Here is a 20,762-nt window from a genome sequence, read left to right on the forward strand (position 1 = left end):
TTTTAAATCCAACAATCTTATAGATCGTAGAACTTAGGAAGCCCCATCTCTGACACCAACACGATCGAATAATGCGGCGGCAGGAACCAGCTCAACGCCTCTGCAATTCCCTGATGTTCAGTTTGTGGTGGGTTACCCAAAGACTCTAAAGAAAATGCCAAATCATAGTTCTTACGATCCTGGCTCATCACCAAAATACGCGGACGCAATACCGCCTGGTCGCGGAAGAATTCCTTGATGATGTTACGAACATAAGCTGGCAAGTACTGCGGGGACGCATCGCCCGCATGAAGCGCCTGACCTTGCTCCAACTCCACCACTCCCACCGGAGCTTCATCAGCCGTGCGGTAGAACAATCCTGTTTCTTTGAAATGCCAAAGCATGCCGTAAGTGAAAACGTAGTCTGGATAATTCTTTTGCGGATTTACTGCCAAGCCCACACCTTTTAGTGCTGCCCATTGCATGATTTTGTTTGCTGGCTCGGAAGCATCCGAAGATGTTTCCGTCAGCATATATGGCCAGCCATCCGGACCCTGTTGAGGTGCATCCAGCATCAGTTTTACTTTGCCAGAAGTGATCGCCATGAAGAAATCAATCTCCCATTGGTGATCGCGTTGTTCATCAGGCACTTTTACAAGATCATTTAAAACCATATAAGACTCCACCAGTGGTTCCCAAAAAACAAAAGGCCGAACCCACAGGTTCAGCCTTTTTATTGCTCTTAATCGAACGGGTCAAGACGCGATTAGTACTCTTCCACGATCACGATAGAACGGAAGCCCACTTTAGTTTGCGGCTTGCCGTTTTCATAAACCTGACGGCCTGTTCTGCTATCGATCACTGGCATGTGGCCTTTGTCGGCGCTAACAACAGCATCGTGGATCATGTTGATTGGACCAGATTTAACGCGAACACAACCACCGGATGCACGAGAACCCAAGGCAGCAACGCCATTTGCTTCACCGCCAACGATGTCTGGTGGAACCTGGTGAATTGCCAAACCGCGCTTATCATTGAAGAACATCGCGTAAGGCATCATGAATTTGGATTCGCCTGAACGGTAGTTATAGTCGTATACGCGTTTGATATTGTAGAAACCGCGAGTCGTGTGTCTCCAGTGAGATTCACGGGAACCTTTGAAGATACCGTTTACGATACCTTTGAATTTTCCGATGTATTCCAACTGCTCTGTTCCAGTGGATACGTTTGTCGTCAAAACCAAACGGCGGTTTGTGTAAAGACGAAGTTTTTGAGCGCCCGGGCCGCGAGCCGCTTTATTGATCACGATCACGTTTGTGTAATCGCTGTAGTCTGTATCACCAGCTAGATATGCAGCTTCGTTAAAAAGAATGCCTTGTGGCGCTTCGTAAGAATCTTCAACCATCAAACGCTTAGCAGCTTCTTCGCGCTTGGAAAGTTTTAGAGGTTGTTCTTCCTGGATAGATTGCGCAAAAGCCGCAAAAGAGAAAGTGGACGCCAAAAGCGCTGCCAACAATAGTTTCATGATCACTCCTTAAAAACTTTACGAACTTTCATTCAAGTTACGTCTCGGGAGTCAGATAACTTAGGTGCCGTTGGAAATCATTAGTTTTGTGCTGTTTGGAACAAATCGCCATACTTCGCACACTTAAAGTTAATATCTTTTAAGATTGTTTCGAAAAACTCCAAGCGAACCTCAGCGTTGAGGCCTCGCGTCAACACCCTACCCTGTGTCGATTTCCACGAATAGAATGTCAGATAACAAATTCCATCAAAGGAAGAATCGATGAAAACAATGAATCGCTTGGTTTTAATTTTTGCTATCACTGCATTCGGATTTGGCTGCGCACATCACCGTGATGTTAGACCCAGCGCAAACGGCGACCACAAAGTTCTTTTAAATATCGAAGACAAAGAAGCCGGCTACAGAGACGCCATGTCGCAAGCTGAAGACTACTGCAAACAAACGGGCAAAATGCCGATGATCGTAAATGAAGGATCAAAATACCAAGGCAATATGGACGAGGCGACTTATCAAAAAGCCAAAACAGCATCCAAAGTTGCACAAGCTGCAGGTGGAGCGATTTGGGCAATGGGTGGACAAACTGAATCCACAGTGGGTGGCATTGCAGGATTGGGTGGATCGGTTGCTCGTGGAGCTTTAGGCAACGGCTACGTCTACGAACTAAATTTCCGCTGCCAATAACAAGTTACTTACTCGCTTAAAGCCCTCAATCACATCATAGGATCTGGGGGCAGTTTCTTTTCAGGAACTCCTGGCTGAGGATCAATCTCCGGCACCTTGCTTGGGTTTGGATCGATCTCAGGAGTGTCCCTTCTTGGATCACGCTTATTCGGATTTTCTACAGGAATTTTTCTGCCAGGTTTATCTGGTTGATTCGCCATCAAACACCTCCAGCTACATTCTAAAACTAGTTCCGGTATTTGAGTATTTGACCTCTAACACAAATAAAAAAACCGCCTCACGGGCGGTTTAATTTAGGCAAAAAAAATCCCAAGCTTTCGGGCTTGGGAAAATTTGGTAGGGAGTACAGGATTCGAACCTGCGACATCCACCTTGTAAGGGTGGCGCTCTACCAACTGAGCTAACTCCCTATTGGTCAAGAAGGACCTATGTTTATCTGCGTCCTTCTGACTTTGCAATATCTTTTTTTATTTTTTTAATAAAATTCTAGTGAGACACGCACGTTTCATGCGAGAAGCGGAAACGTGATGAAACCTTAGACAACTGTAAGTGGATCATTTCACTGGTAGTTCTGGCTTCCAAACTACCCAATGACAGAACCATAACAGAGTTTTTGTAGAGATTACCCAAGCCCGGAGGCTGCGGAGAATTCTCAAGATTGAAAGAAGTCAGCTTCAATCTATAAGTAGAACCACCACAGCTGGTCATTTGCGCCAGGATAATTTTCTCGCGTTCAAAGCCCACGCCTTCAGCCAATACTCGGCGGGTTTCACCGTCGATTTGTCTGACCATAAGCTGACGACCACCGCTGGTTTTTTCCTTCACAACTTTGAATGCGAAGTAAGACACATAGTCATCCTGTTCAACTCTCCACAATCCCTGGATATCATCCCATGGGAAAGGTTGAGCCGCAGACCATGGCCACGGAATCGGACGATTGTCCCCCGTTGGAATGATGCCACCTTCCTCTTGAGAAGGATTAGCATGACCCACGCTGGAGAAGATCAAAAGAGCTGCTAGTAAAATATGACGTAACATGAAAATCCCCTACTTAGTGCTCGAAATGAATGCGAGCAGCTTTATTCATGTAATAGCCGTTTTTGGCTCTAAAAATATATTTTGGTTTTTCGTAATCTGGTTCAATCAGTTTACGCAGACGTTTGATCGTCACGTAAATCTTATTGTCGTGTACTGCCGGATCATACGGCTGTTTCCAGACATTCTCGACCAGGAATTCTTTGGAATAAATAGTGCCCTGGTTCTGAACGAACAGGCGCAATAAGTCCAAAAGAATAAACTGATTTTTGAAATCAATGCGACCCAACTTACGCTCGGTCACCGCATGATTTACCTCATCAAACACAAGGTCGTAGCTATGTTGAGAGTCCGCGCCGATTTTTGAAGCGTAGAACTGGGAAATTTTCGCCAGGCGTACGTGGTTTTCAGAGTCGATGGATTTTTGTGCCAAAGACAGATACACGCGAGCCAGATCTTTTTCACCCATTTCGAAGTAAACATCGCCCAGCTGAATCATCAGGTAAGACGCCGCAACCACGTTGCGAGTTTCTTTCAAAGCATCGTAAGCCTTCCACAATACAGTGATGGCTTCTTCATACTTTTTCATTTGCGCCAGAATGTTACCATTCAGAATCAACGCAGAAACTTTCAATTCAGGGAAGTTGTAAACCTGGAAGAACACTTCAAGGTTATAGATCTCTTTTAGTGCATCAGCATAACGAGCCACGGATGGGTTGGAGTAAACCATCGCCAAACCAAAGATCGCATTACAGATGTCTTCTTTGTTGTCGTTAGCCAAAGCCAGGGACAACGCTTTTTGAACGTAATCAAGAGTATCATCTGTCTGATTTTTGTAAGAAGCACAGACCGCAAGGAAGTAATAAGTTTTGGAATTAAGTTCGAAGCCTTCTTTAAGAACTAAGTCTTGGAGTTTTTCCTTAGTGGCATTGATTTCTTCGATTTGTTCGCGTTCGGCAAAAATACGCAACAATAGTGTTTGGCACTTAAGATAGGAAGAATGATTTTTCTCGGCGAAATAGCCATTAGCTGCTTCGCGGAGGTGGTCCGTTGCGGGACCGTATTCTCCACGATCGCAATACAGCTTGCCGAGCTCATAGGCGCGATCGAATTGACTCATAAGAAATTAATACTCCAAGTATTTCCAAATTCTGCGGAACGACAGGTTCTGTCAGATTGTCAGGATATCGTCAATGCGAGATGCGGGATGTTGCTGAAAAAGTAGGCATACTGAGAATTGATTTCAGTAAATTAATGTTAAGCCCGCAACTTACGGGATTTGCTCGGCGCATCAACAAGGTGTTGCCTAAAACAGAACGTGTTTGAACTCATCTGCCAGATGCTTTTTCACTTCCTGAATAAAGAGTTTCACATTGATGTTTTGCTTATGCCGGGCCGGAGTTACAGCCCAGATATCCTTTTTGCCTTCGCTGAAATTTTCCAAAACCGAAACCAATCGGCCGCGCTTGATGTCTTCAAAAGCATAGGACCCGGGAAGTCGGGCAATTCCCAACCCTGCAAGAGCAGCTTTGTGCAAAACCCGGGGATTGTTGCTTTTAAAATTACCAGCAATCGGAACCTGAAAGATTTTTCCGCGCTTTCTAAAGCTCCAGCTGCTGCGCTCACCGATGCAATTGTGATTTATCAAATCTGCTGGCTCGTTTAACTTGGCTGCCGACGTCAGATAACCCTTCGTGCAAACAATGTATTCAAAACGAGAAGCGATCTTTTGCGCAAGCAGCGAGGAATTTTCCAGATGCCCGATACGAATTGCCACATCAAATTTTTCTTCGATCAAATCCACGATCCGGCTTGAAAAATTCAGTTCCACTTTCAATTCCGGATAGCGCTTGGCCATTTCAACCACCACGGGCGCAATGTAGTCTTCTCCAAAAACACCGGCCAAAGTAACTCGCAAGCTTCCCCGGGGAGTTTCAGATAAATCCAGTATCTCCTGTCTGGCGGCATCCAGGTTTTTTAAAGAATCCCTGCAAGTCTGCAAATAGCGCTCACCCATGTGAGTCAGCTGCACTTTTCGGGTTGAGCGCACGAACAACGCGATACCCAGATCACTTTCCAGCTGACGGATGTTTTTACTGATGTGGGATTTTGAAACTTCCAGAATTTGAGCAGCCTTCGAAAAACTGCCGGACTCGGCCACTTTGACGAACGCAATGATTCCCTGGAGAGACTTTATTGTTTCCATGCAGAAACAGTATTGTTCCTTTCACGGGCTAGTCAAGGTGGTGCTATGTTTCTATAATTCTTCTTGTTAATTAATTCATACCTAAGGAGTCAATCGTGAAGATTAAAGCCGCTGTTGCATGGAAAGCCGGAGCCCCGTTAACAATCGAAGAAGTGGATCTGCAAGGTCCCAAAAAGGGCGAAGTTCTGATTAAAGTTGTAGCAACGGGTGTTTGTCATACGGACGCCTTCACTTTATCGGGCGCAGATCCTGAAGGCTTGTTCCCTGTGATTCTGGGACATGAAGGTGGCGGCATCGTTGAAGAAGTCGGCGAAGGCGTGACGACTTTAAAAAAAGGCGATCACGTGATCCCGCTTTACACTCCCGAGTGCAAAGAATGTAAATTCTGTCTTTCCGGTAAAACAAATCTTTGCGTGCGCATCCGCGCCACTCAAGGTAAAGGCCTGATGCCAGATGGCACTTCCCGCTTTTCAAAAGATGGCAAAATGATTCATCACTATATGGGTTGTTCGACTTTTGCGGAATACACAGTGGTTCCGGAAATCGCATTGGCTAAAGTGAACCCTGCAGCTCCGCTAGATAAAATCTGCCTGCTGGGTTGTGGTGTTACCACAGGAATCGGTGCGGTTTTGAATACTGCAAAAGTTGAAAAAGGCGCGACTGTCGCAGTTTTTGGCTTGGGTGGTATTGGTCTATCCGTTATCCAGGGTGCAAAAATGGCGGGAGCTTCCCGTATTATCGCCATCGACATCAACGATGCAAAACGCGAAATGGCCGAGAAATTTGGCGCGACTGATTTCGTAAATCCAAAAAATCACGATAAACCAATTCAACAAGTGATCGTGGAAATGACTGAATGGGGCGTTGATTACTCGTTCGAGTGCGTGGGTAATACTACTCTTATGCGTGCTGCACTTGAGTGTGCTCACCGTGGGTGGGGTCAGTCGATCATTATCGGCGTCGCTGGCGCTGGACAGGAAATCTCCACCCGTCCATTCCAATTGGTTACCGGCCGCGTGTGGAAAGGTTCGGCATTTGGCGGCGTAAAAGGTCGCACCGAACTTCCTGGTTATGTTGATCAGTATATGTCTGGCGAAATCAATATCGACGATATGGTGACTTTTGAAATGCCACTTGAAGATATTAACAAAGCCTTTGATTATATGCATGAAGGCAAAAGCATTCGTTCCGTAATTAAAATGTAGGAGTTCACGGTGCAAGCAACGCTTCTCAAGTCTCATAAGACATTCGAAGGACAAACTCAGTTTTGGGAGCACGAATCATCGTCCACCAAAACTAAAATGAAGTTTTCCACGTACATTCCCACAGGCCTGGTGAAGGGTTGCGTGATCTGGCTTTCAGGTTTGACTTGCACAGATGAAAACTTCATCACCAAGGCCGGCGCCCAAAAGTATCTGGCAGAGCATCAGTTGATGGTTATCTGCCCAGACACCTCCCCGCGCGGCTTACAACTTCCGGGCGAGCATGAATCTTATGATTTTGGCTCGGGCGCGAGCTTTTATGTGGATGCTAAAACCAATGGTTATAGCGACCACTACAATATGTTCTCTTATATTGCGAATGAACTGCATGAGTTGATTCAAACCCAGTTTCAAATTCCTAAGAATAAAATCTCGATCATGGGTCACTCCATGGGCGGACACGGAGCTTTGGTCATTGGTTTACGCGAAAGTCGTAAGTTTCAATCCATCTCTGCTTTCGCTCCGATTGCAAATCCAACGCTGGCACCTTGGGGCAAGAAAGCCTTTACCGGCTACCTGGGCGAGGATCAGGACGAGTGGAAGCAATACGATGCCACGGAACTGATTCGCAGTGGCGCCCGTCATCCCAATGAAATTTTAATCGATCAGGGACTTGCAGATGAGTTCTATCAAAAAGGACAACTGCTGCCGGATCACTTTGAAAAATCCTGCGAAGGCGTGGGGCAAAAGATAAAAATGAATTATCGTGGTGACTACGATCACAGCTACTACTTCATAGCGACTTTTATCGAAAGTCACATTCAACATCATGCTAGCTTCTTAGCTTAGTGATTTGGGCTGTTCTTCACAAACTAAGAAGAACAGCTCCCCCACCGACAATCAATGCTCCCAGCAATTGAACCCGAGTCAGTGATTCTTTTAAGATAAATGAAAAAATCACTGCAAAAAAGATCGAAGAATTTCTTAAAGAAATCGCAAATCCTGGCACTGAAACTTTTAATCCATACAGAAAAATAACGAACGACATATTTGCTGCGACACCAGCTGCAATAGCCTTTATCTTCTCGTCCCGAAGAATGCCTTTAACTCGTTCCATTCTGGAGCCTCTCATTGCAAACCACAGGAACGGCCAGGAGATGACCATTGCCACCGCGAACAGACTCTTCGGCTCGGCCCCATGATGGAGAGCCTGATGATAGCTTAAATGATATCCACCGATGAATATCGCGCAAACCCAGGCCCACGGAACCTTGGCAAACCATCCGTCAGCAGATTTCTTTGGTGTATTTCCAGGAAAACTTAAAACCACGATGCCTGCTAAAACCAAAGCTGCGCCAGCAGTTTGAATCAGAGTGGCCGTTTCACCCATAAAAATGGTGGATATAATCCAGACGAAAATCATCGCTCCACCACGCATGATGGAATACGCTTTTCCCAACTGGCTTTGCTTTAACGACCAGGCAAGCGTAACAAAATACGCACCTTCAAACACACCCGATAGAATGGCAAAAATAAGCGGCGTGCCCGCCTCGAAATTTTCGGTAAAGAAAAGTAGCGAAAATGCGATCAGCAGATTGCTGACCGTCATGGCGACAAATAAGAAGGCTTCTTTGTCTTTGGTAGTTTTTGCGATTGCATTCCAACTGGCATGAAGAAATGCGGAAGATAAAAGTAAAAGCGCGCCCGAGTTCATCGGGCCATCATACTGGGTGCATTTAGCTACTTGGAAGAGATTTGTTTGTTCATCTGATTTTTTCTGTCTTCCATGCGTTTAAAGATCTGATCGACTTCTCGTTCAAAATCTTTTTGCGGTTGCTGCAAGCCATTCAAAAATGTGCTCCAGTGGCGCGTCACTGCTGCCATTGCGATGGTTTCTCGCAGCTGCTCTTCCGTAGCCCCATGAAGTTTCGCAAACTCTGAATACAGGTAAACGCAGTTTTGACAGGGCGTCTGTGCAGAGACGGCAAGACTGATCAAATCAATCGTTGCAGGAGCCAGAGGAGACTTGGGATTCATACTCAATAGTTTATGCTCATTCCAGGCACCCGCGATTCCCTTGGCCGCATAATTCTTAACAAAGTTCGGAGTGATTCCCACAGTTTTTTCCATATCCTTGTAAGCAGCGCTACCATCACCAATCAGTGGCGCAGGCTTCACTTCACTGACTTCGGTTGGCTTTCTGTTTCTTAAAAATCCCGTCATTTTATCAACATCGATTTTAAATTTCGCAAACGGCAACGGAGAGCCTTCAATATGAGTCGCCCACTTGCGAGTATCCGCGGCAACTGCAATTGCATAATTGAGTTCCTGCGGTGTCGCCCCATTAAAGGTGGCCGCACGCTTATGAAAGTACACGCAGTACACACAAGGAATTTGCGCCGCCACGGCAAGCCCAATCAGCTCCTTGGTTTTTGGTGTCAGTGCAGTCGTAGGATTAAGTTGAATGTCGCGAAACTCCTGCCACGCGCCGGAGATAGCTTCCTGTGGAAACTCTTTCATAAAAGTGGGAATGGTCTCAAAAGTCGCACGAATTTCTTCGTACGCAATCTCAGCTTGGGGATTGCTGGGAACAACCTGCTCTGATTTCTGCGCAGCATACGCTGCAAAAAAAACCAATAGCGGAGCCAGTAACGGCAAAATAACCTTCATAGAAAACTCCAATGTAAGAATACCTAAATCCTAACACCCCAAAGTTTTCCTGTTACCCCCGCCCCAAAAAAACAAAAGGGACCAGTCTCTCGACCAGTCCCTTTCATCAAATCTATTTTCGATTTTCTATTTTCGCAGATGTTGTCCTACACCGTCAGGGACGGTGTGCAGACCAGCCCGTTAGTGGTGAGCAACATTCTGTTGTCCAGTGTACTGAGCCTTGATACCAAACTCGCGTTCCTTTTGGATTTTGAAGATCTCTTTTGGATTTTTGATATCCAAAGCGTTGATCAACACTTGATCCACATGGTCCACAAGGATGACTTTCAAGTCTTTCATCACTTCCTTAGGAATGTCCTTAAGATCTTTTTCGTTCTCTTTAGGACAGATAATCATCTTGATGCCACCACGGTGAGCTGCCAGAGTTTTCTCTTTCAAACCACCGATTGCCATTACACGTCCGCGAAGGGAAACCTCACCAGTCATCGCAACAGTGCGCTTAACCGGGATTTTCGTGATCGCTGACACGATGGACGTCGTCAAGGCGATACCTGCTGAAGGACCGTCCTTAGGAACTGCACCTTCCGGCAAATGGATGTGTACGTCGATGTTCGCGAAGTATTCTTTGTCCAAACCGAACAAAGGACCTCTGGAACGCACGTAGCTCATCGCTGCCGCACAGGATTCTTTCATCACGTCGCCCAGTTGACCAGTAACTGTGAACTTACCTTTACCAGGCACAACACTTACTTCGACAGCCAACAAGTCACCGCCCACTTCTGTCCAAGCCATACCGTTGGTAAGACCGATTTCATTTTCAGCTTCGATTTGACCGAATTTGAATTTATGAGGCCCCAACAACTCTACCAGTTTTTGCGAAGTAACAACGTAACCTGCATTTTTACCAGTTTCAGCTTTCGTAGAAGTCTTAGCTCCTTTAGCACCTTTTTTAGCAGCCGCTGTTTTACCAGTAGCTTTCTTAGCAGTGCCTTCAGATTTAAAATCACTCAAAGTTTCGCTCATCACGATATCTTTAGCGACCTTACGGCAAACGTTTGCAACTTGTCTTTCAAGGTTACGGACGCCGGCTTCACGAGTGTAGAAGCGGATGATGTCGCGGATAGCTTCATCTTTAACCGTAACTTTATGATCTTTCAGACCATGGTTTTCCAATTGTTTTGGAACCAGGTAGTTTTTCGCGATGTGGAATTTCTCCTGCTCGATATAACCTTCAAGCTGGATGATTTCCATACGATCCAACAATGGACGTGGGATTGTATGAAGGCTGTTCGCCGTCGCGATAAACATTACTTTTGAAAGATCGTATTCAACTTCAAGATAGTGATCCTGGAACGTCGAGTTTTGCTCTGGATCCAAAACCTCTAGCATTGCGGCTGAAGGGTCACCTCTGAAATCATTCGCCATTTTGTCGATTTCATCCAGAAGAACAAGTGGATTACCTTTATCAACCTTGCGCAAAGCTTGGATGATTTTACCTGGCATCGCACCTACGTACGTTTTTCTGTGACCGCGGATCTCTGCTTCGTCTCTCACGCCACCCAAAGAGATACGTGCGAAAGAACGATTCAAAGATTCAGCGATAGATTTCGCCAAAGATGTTTTACCAACACCCGGAGGACCCGCAAGGCACAAGATAGGGCCCTTCATGTCTTTCGAAATCGAAAGAACTGCCAGGTACTCAAGGATACGGTCTTTAACTTTCTCAAGTCCGAAGTGCTCGTCATCCAAAATGCGCTGGGCATTTTTGATGTCATGTTTCTCTTCGGAGTAATCCTGCCATGGAAGTGACAAGATCCAGTCGATGTAGTTACGAACTACAGTCGCCTCAGCTGACATCGGTGACATAAGCTTCAATTTCTTGATCTCTTTCATCACTTTGTCTTTAGCTTCCTGAGACATTTTTTTGTTTTTACATTTGATCTCTAGATCCTGAAGCTCCGCTTGGTAGTCGTCTTTCTCGCCAAGTTCTTTTTGAATAGCCTGCATTTGCTCATTCAAATAGTACTCTTTCTGAGAACGTTCCATTTGCTTTTTCACGCGAGTGCGGATCTTTTTCTCCACTTCAAGGATTTCGATCTCGCCCGTCATCAGGTTCAACAAATGTTCCAAACGTTTGCTTGCATCGATAATCTCAAGAACTGCCTGCTTGTCTTCAAGCTTCAGGTTCAATTGAGCCACGATAATGTCAGCCAACTCCCCTGGATTCTCGATAGTCGAAACTCTCATCAAGATTTCAGGTGGAATGCGTTTGTTCAATTTTACGTAAGTTTCAAAAGTCGTTTTTACGGAACGAACCAGAGCTTGGGCTTCAACGATGTTCGTACCGTCTTCGTCCAGGGACTCGACAGCGACCATGAAGAAGTTCTCGTTGTTCACGAAATTCTTAATCTTTACGCGACGTTTACCCTCTACCAGAACCTTCACAGTTCCATCCGGCAGGCGAAGCAACTGAATGATCGTACCTACAGTACCGATCGTGAAGATATCCTTGGGCTCGGGATTGTTCGTTTTAGCATCCTTTTGCGCAGCCAAAACGATATCGGTTTGCTTGCTCATCGCTTCTTCCAGAGCGTTGATGCTCTTTTCGCGACCTACAAACAGAGGCATCATCATATGTGGAAATATGATCAAATCTCTTAGGGGCAAAAGCGGTAGTTGTGTGACTTTTCCCTCGCTCATATCCTCTCCCTCCCTTGGGTTAACGAGCTTCTTGCGTATTAGGACACAAGAGGATGTTCATTCAGGTTAAATAATCCGTTAAAAACCTTAGCGAATCCTTCCTTAATTTAACTATGGTAACTAAACGGTGGGAAGCAATATGTGGCTCGAAAAATAGAAGACTGGCCCCTGTCAGTTTTCATGCCAGAAAATGCCCACTTTTAAGGCATTTTTCCACCCTCACCTTGCATATGCTTCCGGACCCCAAAACCGTATGAAAATTAGAAAAACTTTCTGAATTGTAATACCGCTTAGACAGATTTTGGTCCCCTTTTTTCCAAACTTGTTCGATAAGTGCTATGTGACACGTAAAGAATCCAAATGGTCCAATGCCAACTCCCTGAGTCTTAAGCTGCTTATTGCAACTTGGGCCGTCAGCTCGTTTGCGACGTTAATTTTAACGGCGGGTCAGCTTATTTTGGATTACCAGAAAGACTTCGACAAACTGCAAAACAATTTTTCCATTATCAAGAACTCCTATCTGGATTCCATGGCCGAGCACTTATGGTCCTATGACACTCGCCTGTTGGAAATTCAGCTGGATGGACTAAGCCGTTTGCAAGGTGTGAGTTACCTGAAGCTCGTGGCCGACAACAAAACTATTTACGAAACCGGTATCACCGACCCGGCTGAGGAAAGTCATCGCAGTTTTGAGATCCTGCACAAGAACACCAACGAAGTGCTGGGCACCCTGGATGTTGAGTTGGATGTAAGAAACCTGCGCGAAAAGTATTTCCACGAAGCTATTTGGATCTTTATCCGTCAAGCCGCAAAGACGATGATCGTGGTTTTCTGTTTGTACTTTATCTTTAACCACATCGTCGTGGTTCACATTAAGCGAATCGTTGAGTACCTGACTTCGGATGAGCGCACGCGTGGTGAACTGCATCTGAACCGTCAATCCAGCGAAGTGAAAGACGAACTGGATATTCTGGTCGAATCCATCAATCAGTTCAAAGTCGAACTTTTGGAAGCGAACCAACAATTGGAACAATTGAATCAGGCTCTTGAGCACAAGGTTATGAATCGCACACGCGAACTTACGACCAAGAATCAAAGTCTTGAAAAAGCCATGCTTCAAATTAAACGCATGCAGGCAACCCTGGTCGCTCAGGAAAAACTGGCCTCTTTGGGAAGTCTGACTGCCAGCGTGGCCCACGAGATTCGCAATCCGCTTAACTTCGTATTGAATTTCAGTGAGCTTCTAAGTGAATCCGAAGACACCGAGGAAATCCGAGAAATCAGTCGTGTTATTCTAAAACACAGCCAGCGTATCGATCAGATTGTGCGCTCCATGCAGATTCTTTCGGGATATGACAGCGATATTCTGGAAAACACAGACATCAATGAGATCGTGAAAAGAGCTTACCAGCAGACAATTGCAAATCGTGCCCTGGGGTCTGCGTACATTCCGCCGAAAGTAAATTATCGCCTGACAGATTCCATTCATGCCCAGGCTTACTCCGCATCCTTGATGCGAGCCCTGTCAAACATCATTGATAATTCAATTCATGCGCTAGAGAAGAAAGTTCTAAATGAACGAAACACCGAACCTGAGTTGACGATTTCCACTGCGGTCCGTGGGGACAATGTGGAAATTTCCATTCGTGACAATGGTATCGGCATCCCTTCCATCCTGGGAGAAAAAGTCTTTGATCCTTTCCTCACTACGAAAGCACCTGGTGAAGGTGCTGGACTTGGTCTCACCGTTGCGTTTAACATTGCTCAAAAGCACGGTGGCACATTAAAGTACACAAGTGAGTTTGGTCAGTGGACTGAATTCGTGATGTCGCTACCTATGGTTCACGAAAGAATTCATGCATGATTCATATTGTGGTCGTCGATGATGAAGCAGATACGCATCTGCTTTATAAATTGAAATTCAAGAAGTTCTTCGCCGATCTTGGCGGAGTTAAGCTTGTTTCATTTCTTAGTGCCATCGATTGCCTGAACTATCTGCGAGTTGCTGACACTCCCAAAGTTGATCTGATCATGTCTGATATCAATATGCCTGAAATGGACGGCTTTGAACTGCTTCAGGAAGTCCGCAAGATGCATAAGACTTTGCCCTTTTACGTGGTCAGCGCCTACGAGTCTTCCGAGTTTCGCAATCGTGCTGAACAACTGGGTGCTCAACGCTTTCTTAGCAAGCCCGTCGATTTTCACGCTTTGGGCGAAGCGCTTAAAACCGATCTGAATCTTTCTTTGTAATCCAACGTATTTCCCGTTTTGCCTTTGGTTCCGGCCTTTGAAGTTTCGTATAAGATTAGCATCTCGAAACAACTCAAGGAGGATCCCAATGAAAAAGTTCGTTTTACCACTGGTATTGCTGGTGACTGGAAGCCTTCCCGCTTTCGCCGCACCGATCACTGCTGACAACATCATCGGTCGCTACAATGTCGAAGCATCCTATATGTTCCAAAAGGTTTATATGAAATTCAAAGTTTTAAATAACCGCGAATTTGAAATCACTCGCTACTATAAAGACGGCCGCATGGAGCCGACCTGCCAGGGCTCATTTGTGATGAAGAACAGCTCCTTCTATGACGAATGGGGCACGCTAAGCACAAATGGCCGCTACTTTAAAGGCGTCTTCACCTGCCCGAATGACCGCTCCCGAAAAATCGACTTCAATATCGACTACAAGGACACTCAGGTCGAAGATCTTCCCAAAGGCGTAAGAGTCACAGCAACGACATCCGTCGTCCCAGGCGCCACTCTAAAAGCCTACGTAATCAAACTCCCATAAAACAAAAAAACCCCAGAGATGTCTCCCTGGGGGTTTCACTTCTATTTTCGATTTTCGATTCTCGGCGCGTAAGCGCTACGTGCTAAGCGGAATCTTTCTTTTTAGCTTCTGCTTCAGCTTCGGCTTTCATTTCCTCTTCGGTTTTATAAACAACCATCGGAGCTCCGCCGTCGTTGATCACGTTTTCATCGATGACAACTTCCTTCACGTTATTTTTAGAAGGAATATCGTACATGATGTCGAGCATTGCAGTTTCCAGAACACCGCGCAGACCGCGGGCACCTGTTTTACGTTTCAAAGCCATTTGTGCAACTGCACGCAAAGCCTTGTCAGTAAACTTCAACTCAACACCCTCGAACGAGAATAGTTTTTGGTACTGCTTGGTGATCGCATTTTTAGGGCGAACCAGGATATCCATCAACGCATCTTCGTCCAACTGACCCAATACTGCGATCGCTGGCAAACGACCGATGAACTCTGGGATCAAACCGAACTTGGACAAGTCATCCGGCTCCACTTTCGCAAGCAGATCCGCCTGTGCCGATTCAGTCGCAGTGCGGATTTCCGCTGCGATACCCAATGTTTTGTTAGTCGTTCTGCTTTCGATGATTTTATCCAAACCAACGAAGGCACCGCCCACGATGAAAAGAATGTTCGTAGTATCCACCTGGATGAATTCCTGTTGTGGATGTTTACGACCACCTTTCGGAGGCAGATTTGCAACGGTACCTTCCAGGATTTTCAGAAGGGCCTGCTGCACACCCTCACCCGATACGTCACGAGTGATGGATGGATTTTCCGACTTACGGGAGATCTTATCGATCTCGTCCACGTAGATAACGCCTTTTTGCGCTTTTTCCACGTCATAGTCAGAAGCCTGAAGAAGGTTCAGGACAACGTTTTCAACGTCTTCACCCACGTAACCTGCTTCAGTCAAAGTCGTTGCATCCGCCATCGCGAATGGAACGTTAAGGATTTTTGCAATTGTCTGTGCCAACAAAGTTTTACCGGAACCCGTAGGACCGATCAAAAGGATGTTGGATTTTTGCATTTCCACTTCAGCGGATTTTTTACCACCAGACATCGCGTTCACACGCTTATAGTGATTGTGAACTGCAACTGCCAAAGTTTTTTTGGCTTGAGTCTGACCGATCACGTAATCATCAAGGTAAGTTTTGATATCAGCCGGTTTAGGTACTTTGAAGGTACCTTTTACGGCTGTCTCTTTCTCTTTTTCCTCGTCGATGATGTCGTTACAAAGGTCAATACACTCATCACAGATATACACGCCAGGACCGGCAATCAGTTTTTTAACTTCTTTTTGGCCTTTTCCGCAGAAACTACATCTCAATGCGCCGTTGGTATCTTTAGTCGTCATCTCTGATTACCCTTTTTTTGCCTTACGAGATTCTACAACGTGATCTAGCAAACCAAATTCTTTCGCCTGGTAAGGGTCCATGAAATTGTCCCTTTCCATTTGATCTTTCAAGAATTGATAGTCTTTACCCGTGTGAGTTTCATAAATACGAGTCAATTTTTCTTTGGTTCTCAATAATTCACGAGCATGAATTTCGATGTCCGTCACCTGACCAGACAAACCACCACCAGAAAGAAGCGGCTGATGGATCATGATGCGTGTGTTCGGAAGGCTATAACGTTTACCTTTCGTCCCTGCTGTCAAAAGCAAAGAACCCATGGAAGCCGCCATACCCATGCAATATGTCGCCACGTCGCACTTCACAAACTGCATCATGTCGTAAATCGCCAGGCCCGCAGACACGCTGCCCCCTGGGGAGTTGATGTACAAATGGATATCTTTTTCCGGGTTATCAGACTCCAGGAAAAGGAACTGGGCGATCAATGCATTGGCTACTTCATCCGTGACCGGCGAACCCAGGATAATAATACGGTCTTTAAGGAGGCGTGAATAGATGTCGTATGATCTTTCACCCTTTGAAGTTTGCTCTATGACGTAAGGAATGAGTGCCACTGATGTCTCCTAGTGTTGTCTACCCCGGCCACCGCCGAAGGAATTTTAAGGTCTTATGCTGTGCTACCTATCGGAATACTCCAGCAAGACTTTATGAAAAAGCCTTTGACCCCTAGGAGTGCTATGTTACATCTAACAAAGCCGAATTACACAATCATTTTAAGAGGTTTAACTATGGCTTTTAACTTACTGAACAAAGATATTGATACTTTGACTTGCCCGGCTTTGGTCGTGTTTTCAAAGTCTCCTTCACAAAAAGACAAGCTTGCGAAAGTGACTCATAATGAGCTGAACAAACAGCTGGTTGATTCTATCTCTGAAAAAACAATCACAGGGAAACACCAGGAAGCGATCACTTTCCGTGAATTCAACATCAGTGGCTATCGTCATCTTATTGTTGTGGGTCTGGGTAAAGAAAACGAAATCACACATGAATCTGTACGCCAATCCGTGGCTTCTGCACTTGAAGCGATCAAAGCTTTGAATGTTAAGGAAGCAGCTTTGCACTTTGACGGCATCACAGTTTCCAAAAAAGATGCGGCTAGCTTTGCAAAAGCCGTAGCTGAAGGCCTGGTTCTGACTTCTTACGTATTCGACGAATTGAAATCGACGACTAAAGCTAAAAAAGCTGAAGACGAATTGAATGTTCACGTAGTTACAAAAATGGCGGCTGACAAAGCTGTTAAAGCAGCTTTCCATGAAGGCTCTGTTTTGGCTAACGTTGTTAACTTCTCCCGTCGCCTTGGTGATATGCCAGGTAACTTGATGACTCCGACAATCCTTGCTGACTCTGCAGTGGCAGCAGCTAAAGGCATCACAAATCTAAAAGTGACTGTCTGGGATAAAGCTCGCATCAAAAAAGAAAAAATGGGCGGTCTTCTTGGCGTTGCTGCGGGTTCTGATCAAGAACCACGTTTCATCATCATGGAATACAAAGGTGCTGCGGCTTCCAAAAAGCCGGTTTGCTTTGTAGGTAAAGGTCTGACTTTTGACTGCGGCGGTATTTCTATCAAGCCAGGTGCTGGCATGGAAGAGATGAAATACGACATGTGCGGTGGCGCTAATGTTATCGGTACTTTGCTTGCAATCGCTCAATTGAAATTGAAAGTAAACGCTGTTGGTTTGGTGGCTTCCACTGAAAACCTTATCAACGGTTCTGCGACTAAGCCAGGTGACGTTCACACGGCTCGTAACGGTAAAACATTCGAAGTGAACAACACGGATGCTGAAGGTCGTTTGATCCTTGCAGACGCTTTGTCTTACGCGACTGAGTTGGCTCCGCAGGTTATCTGTGACGCTGCGACTTTGACTGGCGCGATGGTTGTTGCTTTGGGCAACACACACACTGGTTACTTCACTCGCAACACGGCTTTGAAATCCAAAATTGAAAAAGCTGCTGTTCAATCCGGTGAGTGGGTTTGGAACATGCCTTTGACAGATTTCCACGTTAAAGACATGAAAGGCGTTTACGCTGATCTTTCAAACATTTCTGCTGGTAAAGGTGCTGGTTCTGCAACTGCCGCGGCATTCCTTGAGCAGTTCGTTGGTGAAGAGATCCCTTGGGCTCACTTCGATATCGCAGGAACTGGCTGGGCTGTTGGGAATCGCCTGCCATATGCTCCTAAAAAAGGTGCTTCTGGCGCGATGATCCGCACATTCGTGGAAGTTGCTAAACAATACGTTTAATAATCACGAATATATTTAATTTTGAAGGCCTTGGACTTGCTCCAGGGCCTTTTGTTTTTTACCATTAGACCTATCACCCTAACGGCAATAAAAACGATAATTAAACTATGAGACAGCACGTTCTATTTCTATTCATGATAGTTCTTTCGTTGCTGCCTGTAGGTTGCGCCTCGCTACCCAAGAATGTCAAAAGAACTCCCAGCCTAAGTTTGCCCGCCGATCCGGCAACAACAATCTCCAAAAACATCCGAAGCAAATTGAAACAGCACAATGGCCTCTCGGGATTTCACGCACTATTTTCAGGTGAGGACGCCTTTATTTCCCGCGTGACTGCCATTCGCGCTGCTGAACGATCCCTGGATCTGCAATATTATATCTGGAATAACGATCTGACCGGAAAAATCATGATCGAGGAAACCCTTAAAGCCGCTGATCGCGGTGTTCGGGTCAGAATCCTTCTGGATGATTTAAATCTTGGTAAGCACGAAAAATTTCTGCGCCACATGGATATGCACCCCAATATCGAAATTCGCATGGTGAACCCATTCGCTCATCGCAACCTGCGTTTTATGGACTTTTTTACCTTCAACAAGATCGACAAAAGAATGCACAACAAAGTGTTCATCGTTGATGGTGAAATAGCGATCGTCGGTGGACGAAATATCGGTGATGAATATTTCTGGGCCAGCAACGAGATGAATTTTGGTGATCTGGATATTTGGGCGATCGGACCGGTGGTGCCATCCTTAAGCCATCAGTTTGATACCTACTGGAATGCGGAAATTTCCTATCCGATCGAATCCCTGACCGCAAATTTAAATCCATCCGAGCAGGATTACGCAGATTTTCGAAACAACGCCAAAGCGGAAACAAGAAAAGCTGCCGAGACTGAGTACATTAAAAACCTTAGCCGAAATGAACTTGAGAATCCCTTTATCACCGGCAACTTAAAACTTTATTGGGCAACAGCTCAGGTTATCTTTGATCCGCCAGAAAAATTTGATCAACAAGATAGCGAACAGTTAAATAATCTTCAGTCACAGATCTCCCCGTTTATGAAGAACTCCAAAAAAGAAATCCTGATGATTTCCCCGTATTTCGTTCCGGGTGAGGATGGTGTGGAAGCTTTAAAAAAGAAGATCGAATCCGGAACCAAAATCACGGTACTGACAAATTCCCTGGCGTCTGGGGACGTGGCAGTCGTTTTCTCGGGTTATAAGGGATATCGCAAAGACTTATTGCGCGACGGTGTTTTACTTTATGAATTAAAACCCAAGGATCACAAAAATCTGGTTAAGCGCAAAAAAAGTCTGGGCTCCAGCTCCTCCCACGCAGGTCTTCACGGGAAAACCCTGGTGTTTGATCGAAAGAAAATTTTGGTGGGCTCGATGAATTTGGATCCACGCTCGGTCTATTTAAATACAGAAGTCGGAGTAATCATCGACAGTCCCGAAATGGCCGAACAGTTTTCCAGACAGTTTGAAGAAAACTTACCGGAAATAGCATATCAGCTGGGGCTTAATGAACAATCGTCCCTAACGTGGACGACCTATGAAAATGGAGTGAAAGAAACTTTATCTTCAGAGCCCGAAACCAGTTGGTGGCAGCGGGCTAAGGCATCCATGCTTTCGTGGATAGTGCCAGAACGGCAGCTTTAGAAATTCACAACGATCGGGTGACCCAGGTAGCGTGCAACCTCGTTGCTTTCGATGGTTAGATCAGACGAGTTCACATTTTTCATGCGAACTGATTTCAACAACCATGTTTTTGGCCAATGATCCGGAAGATTTGCAAATCTCACAGTCACTGCATTTCCTTCATTGAAATTGAATTCCCCGTCCGCAGGATTTTCACCCAGAATTTTTGCAATTGGAACCCATAGAGGATTGATCTTGGCCATGTCGTTGGAATACTCGCAGGCACCTTCCACTTCCATGGATGGCTTTTCCCCAGAAACAGAAACGCCTTCGGCTTCAAAAACGAAACTGACTTTTGCGAATTCCTGGCACGCCAGTTTTCTTTGGCCATATTGATCAACGAATACGAAGTGACCCAAGGAAAGACCCGAAGCACCTGGAGCTTTTTTAAGTTCAAAGCCCGAAACCAATCGTTGTTTCACGGCGTCCTGAAGATTTTCGCCAGACAAATGAGAGAAATCATAGCCCGCGCGAACTGCTGCAGGATCACGACTGATGGAAGTGAATTCCGTATTTTTGTAAACCAAGGCATAGCCCGCAACAAAACAGACAAAGAAAAGCCCGAAGACTCCCACATATTTTTGCATATCAGTTCCTCTTACA

General features: G+C 45.5%; 20 protein-coding genes and 1 tRNA gene. 8 read left to right on the plus strand and 13 right to left on the minus strand.

Annotated features, from left to right (window positions below):
- Window positions 1-17: 17 nt before the first annotated feature.
- Both ACLWNV_RS17165 and ACLWNV_RS17170 read right to left on the minus strand, forming a co-directional pair.
- Window positions 18-653, minus strand: a complete 636-nt coding sequence (locus ACLWNV_RS17165) for a hypothetical protein (RefSeq protein ID WP_413585672.1) — start codon at window positions 651-653, stop codon at window positions 18-20.
- 92 nt (window positions 654-745) lie between these two features.
- On the minus strand, window positions 746-1,504 hold the full coding sequence (locus ACLWNV_RS17170) for a L,D-transpeptidase (protein WP_413585673.1): 759 nt from the start codon (window positions 1,502-1,504) through the stop codon (window positions 746-748).
- 261 nt (window positions 1,505-1,765) lie between these two features.
- Between ACLWNV_RS17170 and ACLWNV_RS17175 the strand changes: the two genes are divergently transcribed.
- Entirely contained in the window at window positions 1,766-2,185 is a 420-nt protein-coding gene (locus tag ACLWNV_RS17175; RefSeq protein WP_413585674.1) for a hypothetical protein, read from the plus strand.
- A gap of 29 nt (window positions 2,186-2,214) precedes the next feature.
- On the opposite strand, the gene ACLWNV_RS17180 is transcribed toward ACLWNV_RS17175, so the two are convergent.
- The 5 genes from ACLWNV_RS17180 to ACLWNV_RS17200 form a co-directional block, all read right to left on the minus strand.
- Window positions 2,215-2,385: a hypothetical protein gene (locus tag ACLWNV_RS17180; RefSeq protein WP_413585675.1), complete on the minus strand. Its 171-nt coding sequence runs from the start codon at window positions 2,383-2,385 to the stop codon at window positions 2,215-2,217.
- 134 nt (window positions 2,386-2,519) lie between these two features.
- A tRNA-Val gene (locus tag ACLWNV_RS17185) sits at window positions 2,520-2,595 on the minus strand.
- Between the two features lie 76 nt (window positions 2,596-2,671).
- A complete protein-coding gene (locus ACLWNV_RS17190; RefSeq protein ID WP_413585676.1) occupies window positions 2,672-3,223 on the minus strand; it encodes a hypothetical protein in 552 nt (183 codons plus the stop codon).
- Between the two features lie 13 nt (window positions 3,224-3,236).
- Window positions 3,237-4,340, minus strand: a complete 1,104-nt coding sequence (locus ACLWNV_RS17195; protein ID WP_413585677.1) for a winged helix-turn-helix domain-containing protein — start codon at window positions 4,338-4,340, stop codon at window positions 3,237-3,239.
- Window positions 4,341-4,526: 186 nt separating this feature from the next.
- Complete coding sequence (locus ACLWNV_RS17200) at window positions 4,527-5,426, minus strand: LysR substrate-binding domain-containing protein (protein WP_413585678.1); 900 nt, start codon at window positions 5,424-5,426, stop codon at window positions 4,527-4,529.
- Between the two features lie 95 nt (window positions 5,427-5,521).
- Here ACLWNV_RS17200 and ACLWNV_RS17205 point away from each other — a divergent pair, with 95 nt between their 5' ends.
- Entirely contained in the window at window positions 5,522-6,631 is a 1,110-nt protein-coding gene (locus tag ACLWNV_RS17205) for an S-(hydroxymethyl)glutathione dehydrogenase/class III alcohol dehydrogenase (protein ID WP_413585679.1), read from the plus strand.
- Between the two features lie 9 nt (window positions 6,632-6,640).
- Window positions 6,641-7,477, plus strand: a complete 837-nt coding sequence (gene fghA, locus ACLWNV_RS17210; RefSeq protein ID WP_413585680.1) for an S-formylglutathione hydrolase — start codon at window positions 6,641-6,643, stop codon at window positions 7,475-7,477.
- A gap of 16 nt (window positions 7,478-7,493) precedes the next feature.
- Here the strand turns inward: fghA and ACLWNV_RS17215 are convergent, their stop codons facing one another.
- From ACLWNV_RS17215 to lon, 3 genes are all read right to left on the minus strand, one after another.
- Complete coding sequence (locus ACLWNV_RS17215; protein ID WP_413585681.1) at window positions 7,494-8,342, minus strand: EamA family transporter; 849 nt, start codon at window positions 8,340-8,342, stop codon at window positions 7,494-7,496.
- A 26-nt stretch (window positions 8,343-8,368) separates the two neighbouring features.
- Window positions 8,369-9,298 (minus strand): carboxymuconolactone decarboxylase family protein, encoded by a 930-nt coding sequence (locus tag ACLWNV_RS17220; RefSeq protein ID WP_413585682.1) that lies wholly within the window; start codon window positions 9,296-9,298, stop codon window positions 8,369-8,371.
- Window positions 9,299-9,478: 180 nt separating this feature from the next.
- The gene (gene lon, locus ACLWNV_RS17225; RefSeq protein WP_413585683.1) at window positions 9,479-11,998 is read right to left on the minus strand and encodes an endopeptidase La; all 2,520 of its coding nucleotides are present in this window, start codon (window positions 11,996-11,998) and stop codon (window positions 9,479-9,481) included.
- A gap of 340 nt (window positions 11,999-12,338) precedes the next feature.
- Here lon and ACLWNV_RS17230 point away from each other — a divergent pair, with 340 nt between their 5' ends.
- From ACLWNV_RS17230 to ACLWNV_RS17240, 3 genes are all read left to right on the plus strand, one after another.
- The gene (locus ACLWNV_RS17230; protein ID WP_413585684.1) at window positions 12,339-13,862 is read left to right on the plus strand and encodes an ATP-binding protein; all 1,524 of its coding nucleotides are present in this window, start codon (window positions 12,339-12,341) and stop codon (window positions 13,860-13,862) included.
- Complete coding sequence (locus ACLWNV_RS17235) at window positions 13,859-14,248, plus strand: response regulator (protein WP_413585685.1); 390 nt, start codon at window positions 13,859-13,861, stop codon at window positions 14,246-14,248. Before ACLWNV_RS17230 ends, ACLWNV_RS17235 begins: the two co-directional genes overlap by 4 nt.
- Window positions 14,249-14,336: 88 nt before the next feature.
- Entirely contained in the window at window positions 14,337-14,786 is a 450-nt protein-coding gene (locus ACLWNV_RS17240; protein ID WP_413585686.1) for a hypothetical protein, read from the plus strand.
- Window positions 14,787-14,868: 82 nt separating this feature from the next.
- On the opposite strand, the gene clpX is transcribed toward ACLWNV_RS17240, so the two are convergent.
- The gene (gene clpX / locus ACLWNV_RS17245) at window positions 14,869-16,164 is read right to left on the minus strand and encodes an ATP-dependent Clp protease ATP-binding subunit ClpX (protein ID WP_413585687.1); all 1,296 of its coding nucleotides are present in this window, start codon (window positions 16,162-16,164) and stop codon (window positions 14,869-14,871) included.
- A 6-nt stretch (window positions 16,165-16,170) separates the two neighbouring features.
- Complete coding sequence (locus ACLWNV_RS17250; RefSeq protein ID WP_413585688.1) at window positions 16,171-16,776, minus strand: ATP-dependent Clp protease proteolytic subunit; 606 nt, start codon at window positions 16,774-16,776, stop codon at window positions 16,171-16,173.
- A gap of 174 nt (window positions 16,777-16,950) precedes the next feature.
- Here ACLWNV_RS17250 and ACLWNV_RS17255 point away from each other — a divergent pair, with 174 nt between their 5' ends.
- Together ACLWNV_RS17255 and ACLWNV_RS17260 are read left to right on the plus strand one after the other, a co-directional pair.
- Window positions 16,951-18,462, plus strand: a complete 1,512-nt coding sequence (locus tag ACLWNV_RS17255) for a leucyl aminopeptidase (protein ID WP_413585689.1) — start codon at window positions 16,951-16,953, stop codon at window positions 18,460-18,462.
- Between the two features lie 107 nt (window positions 18,463-18,569).
- Entirely contained in the window at window positions 18,570-20,120 is a 1,551-nt protein-coding gene (locus ACLWNV_RS17260; protein WP_413585690.1) for a phospholipase D family protein, read from the plus strand.
- Here the strand turns inward: ACLWNV_RS17260 and ACLWNV_RS17265 are convergent.
- Window positions 20,117-20,746, minus strand: coding sequence for a hypothetical protein (locus ACLWNV_RS17265; RefSeq protein WP_413585691.1), 630 nt, complete (start codon window positions 20,744-20,746; stop codon window positions 20,117-20,119). The two genes, ACLWNV_RS17260 and ACLWNV_RS17265, sit on opposite strands and share 4 nt — an antisense overlap.
- Between the last annotated feature and the right edge of the window lie 16 nt (window positions 20,747-20,762).

Origin of the sequence: Bdellovibrio sp. HCB274, from assembly GCF_047306075.1 — a bacterium.
GTDB lineage: Bacteria > Bdellovibrionota > Bdellovibrionia > Bdellovibrionales > Bdellovibrionaceae > Bdellovibrio.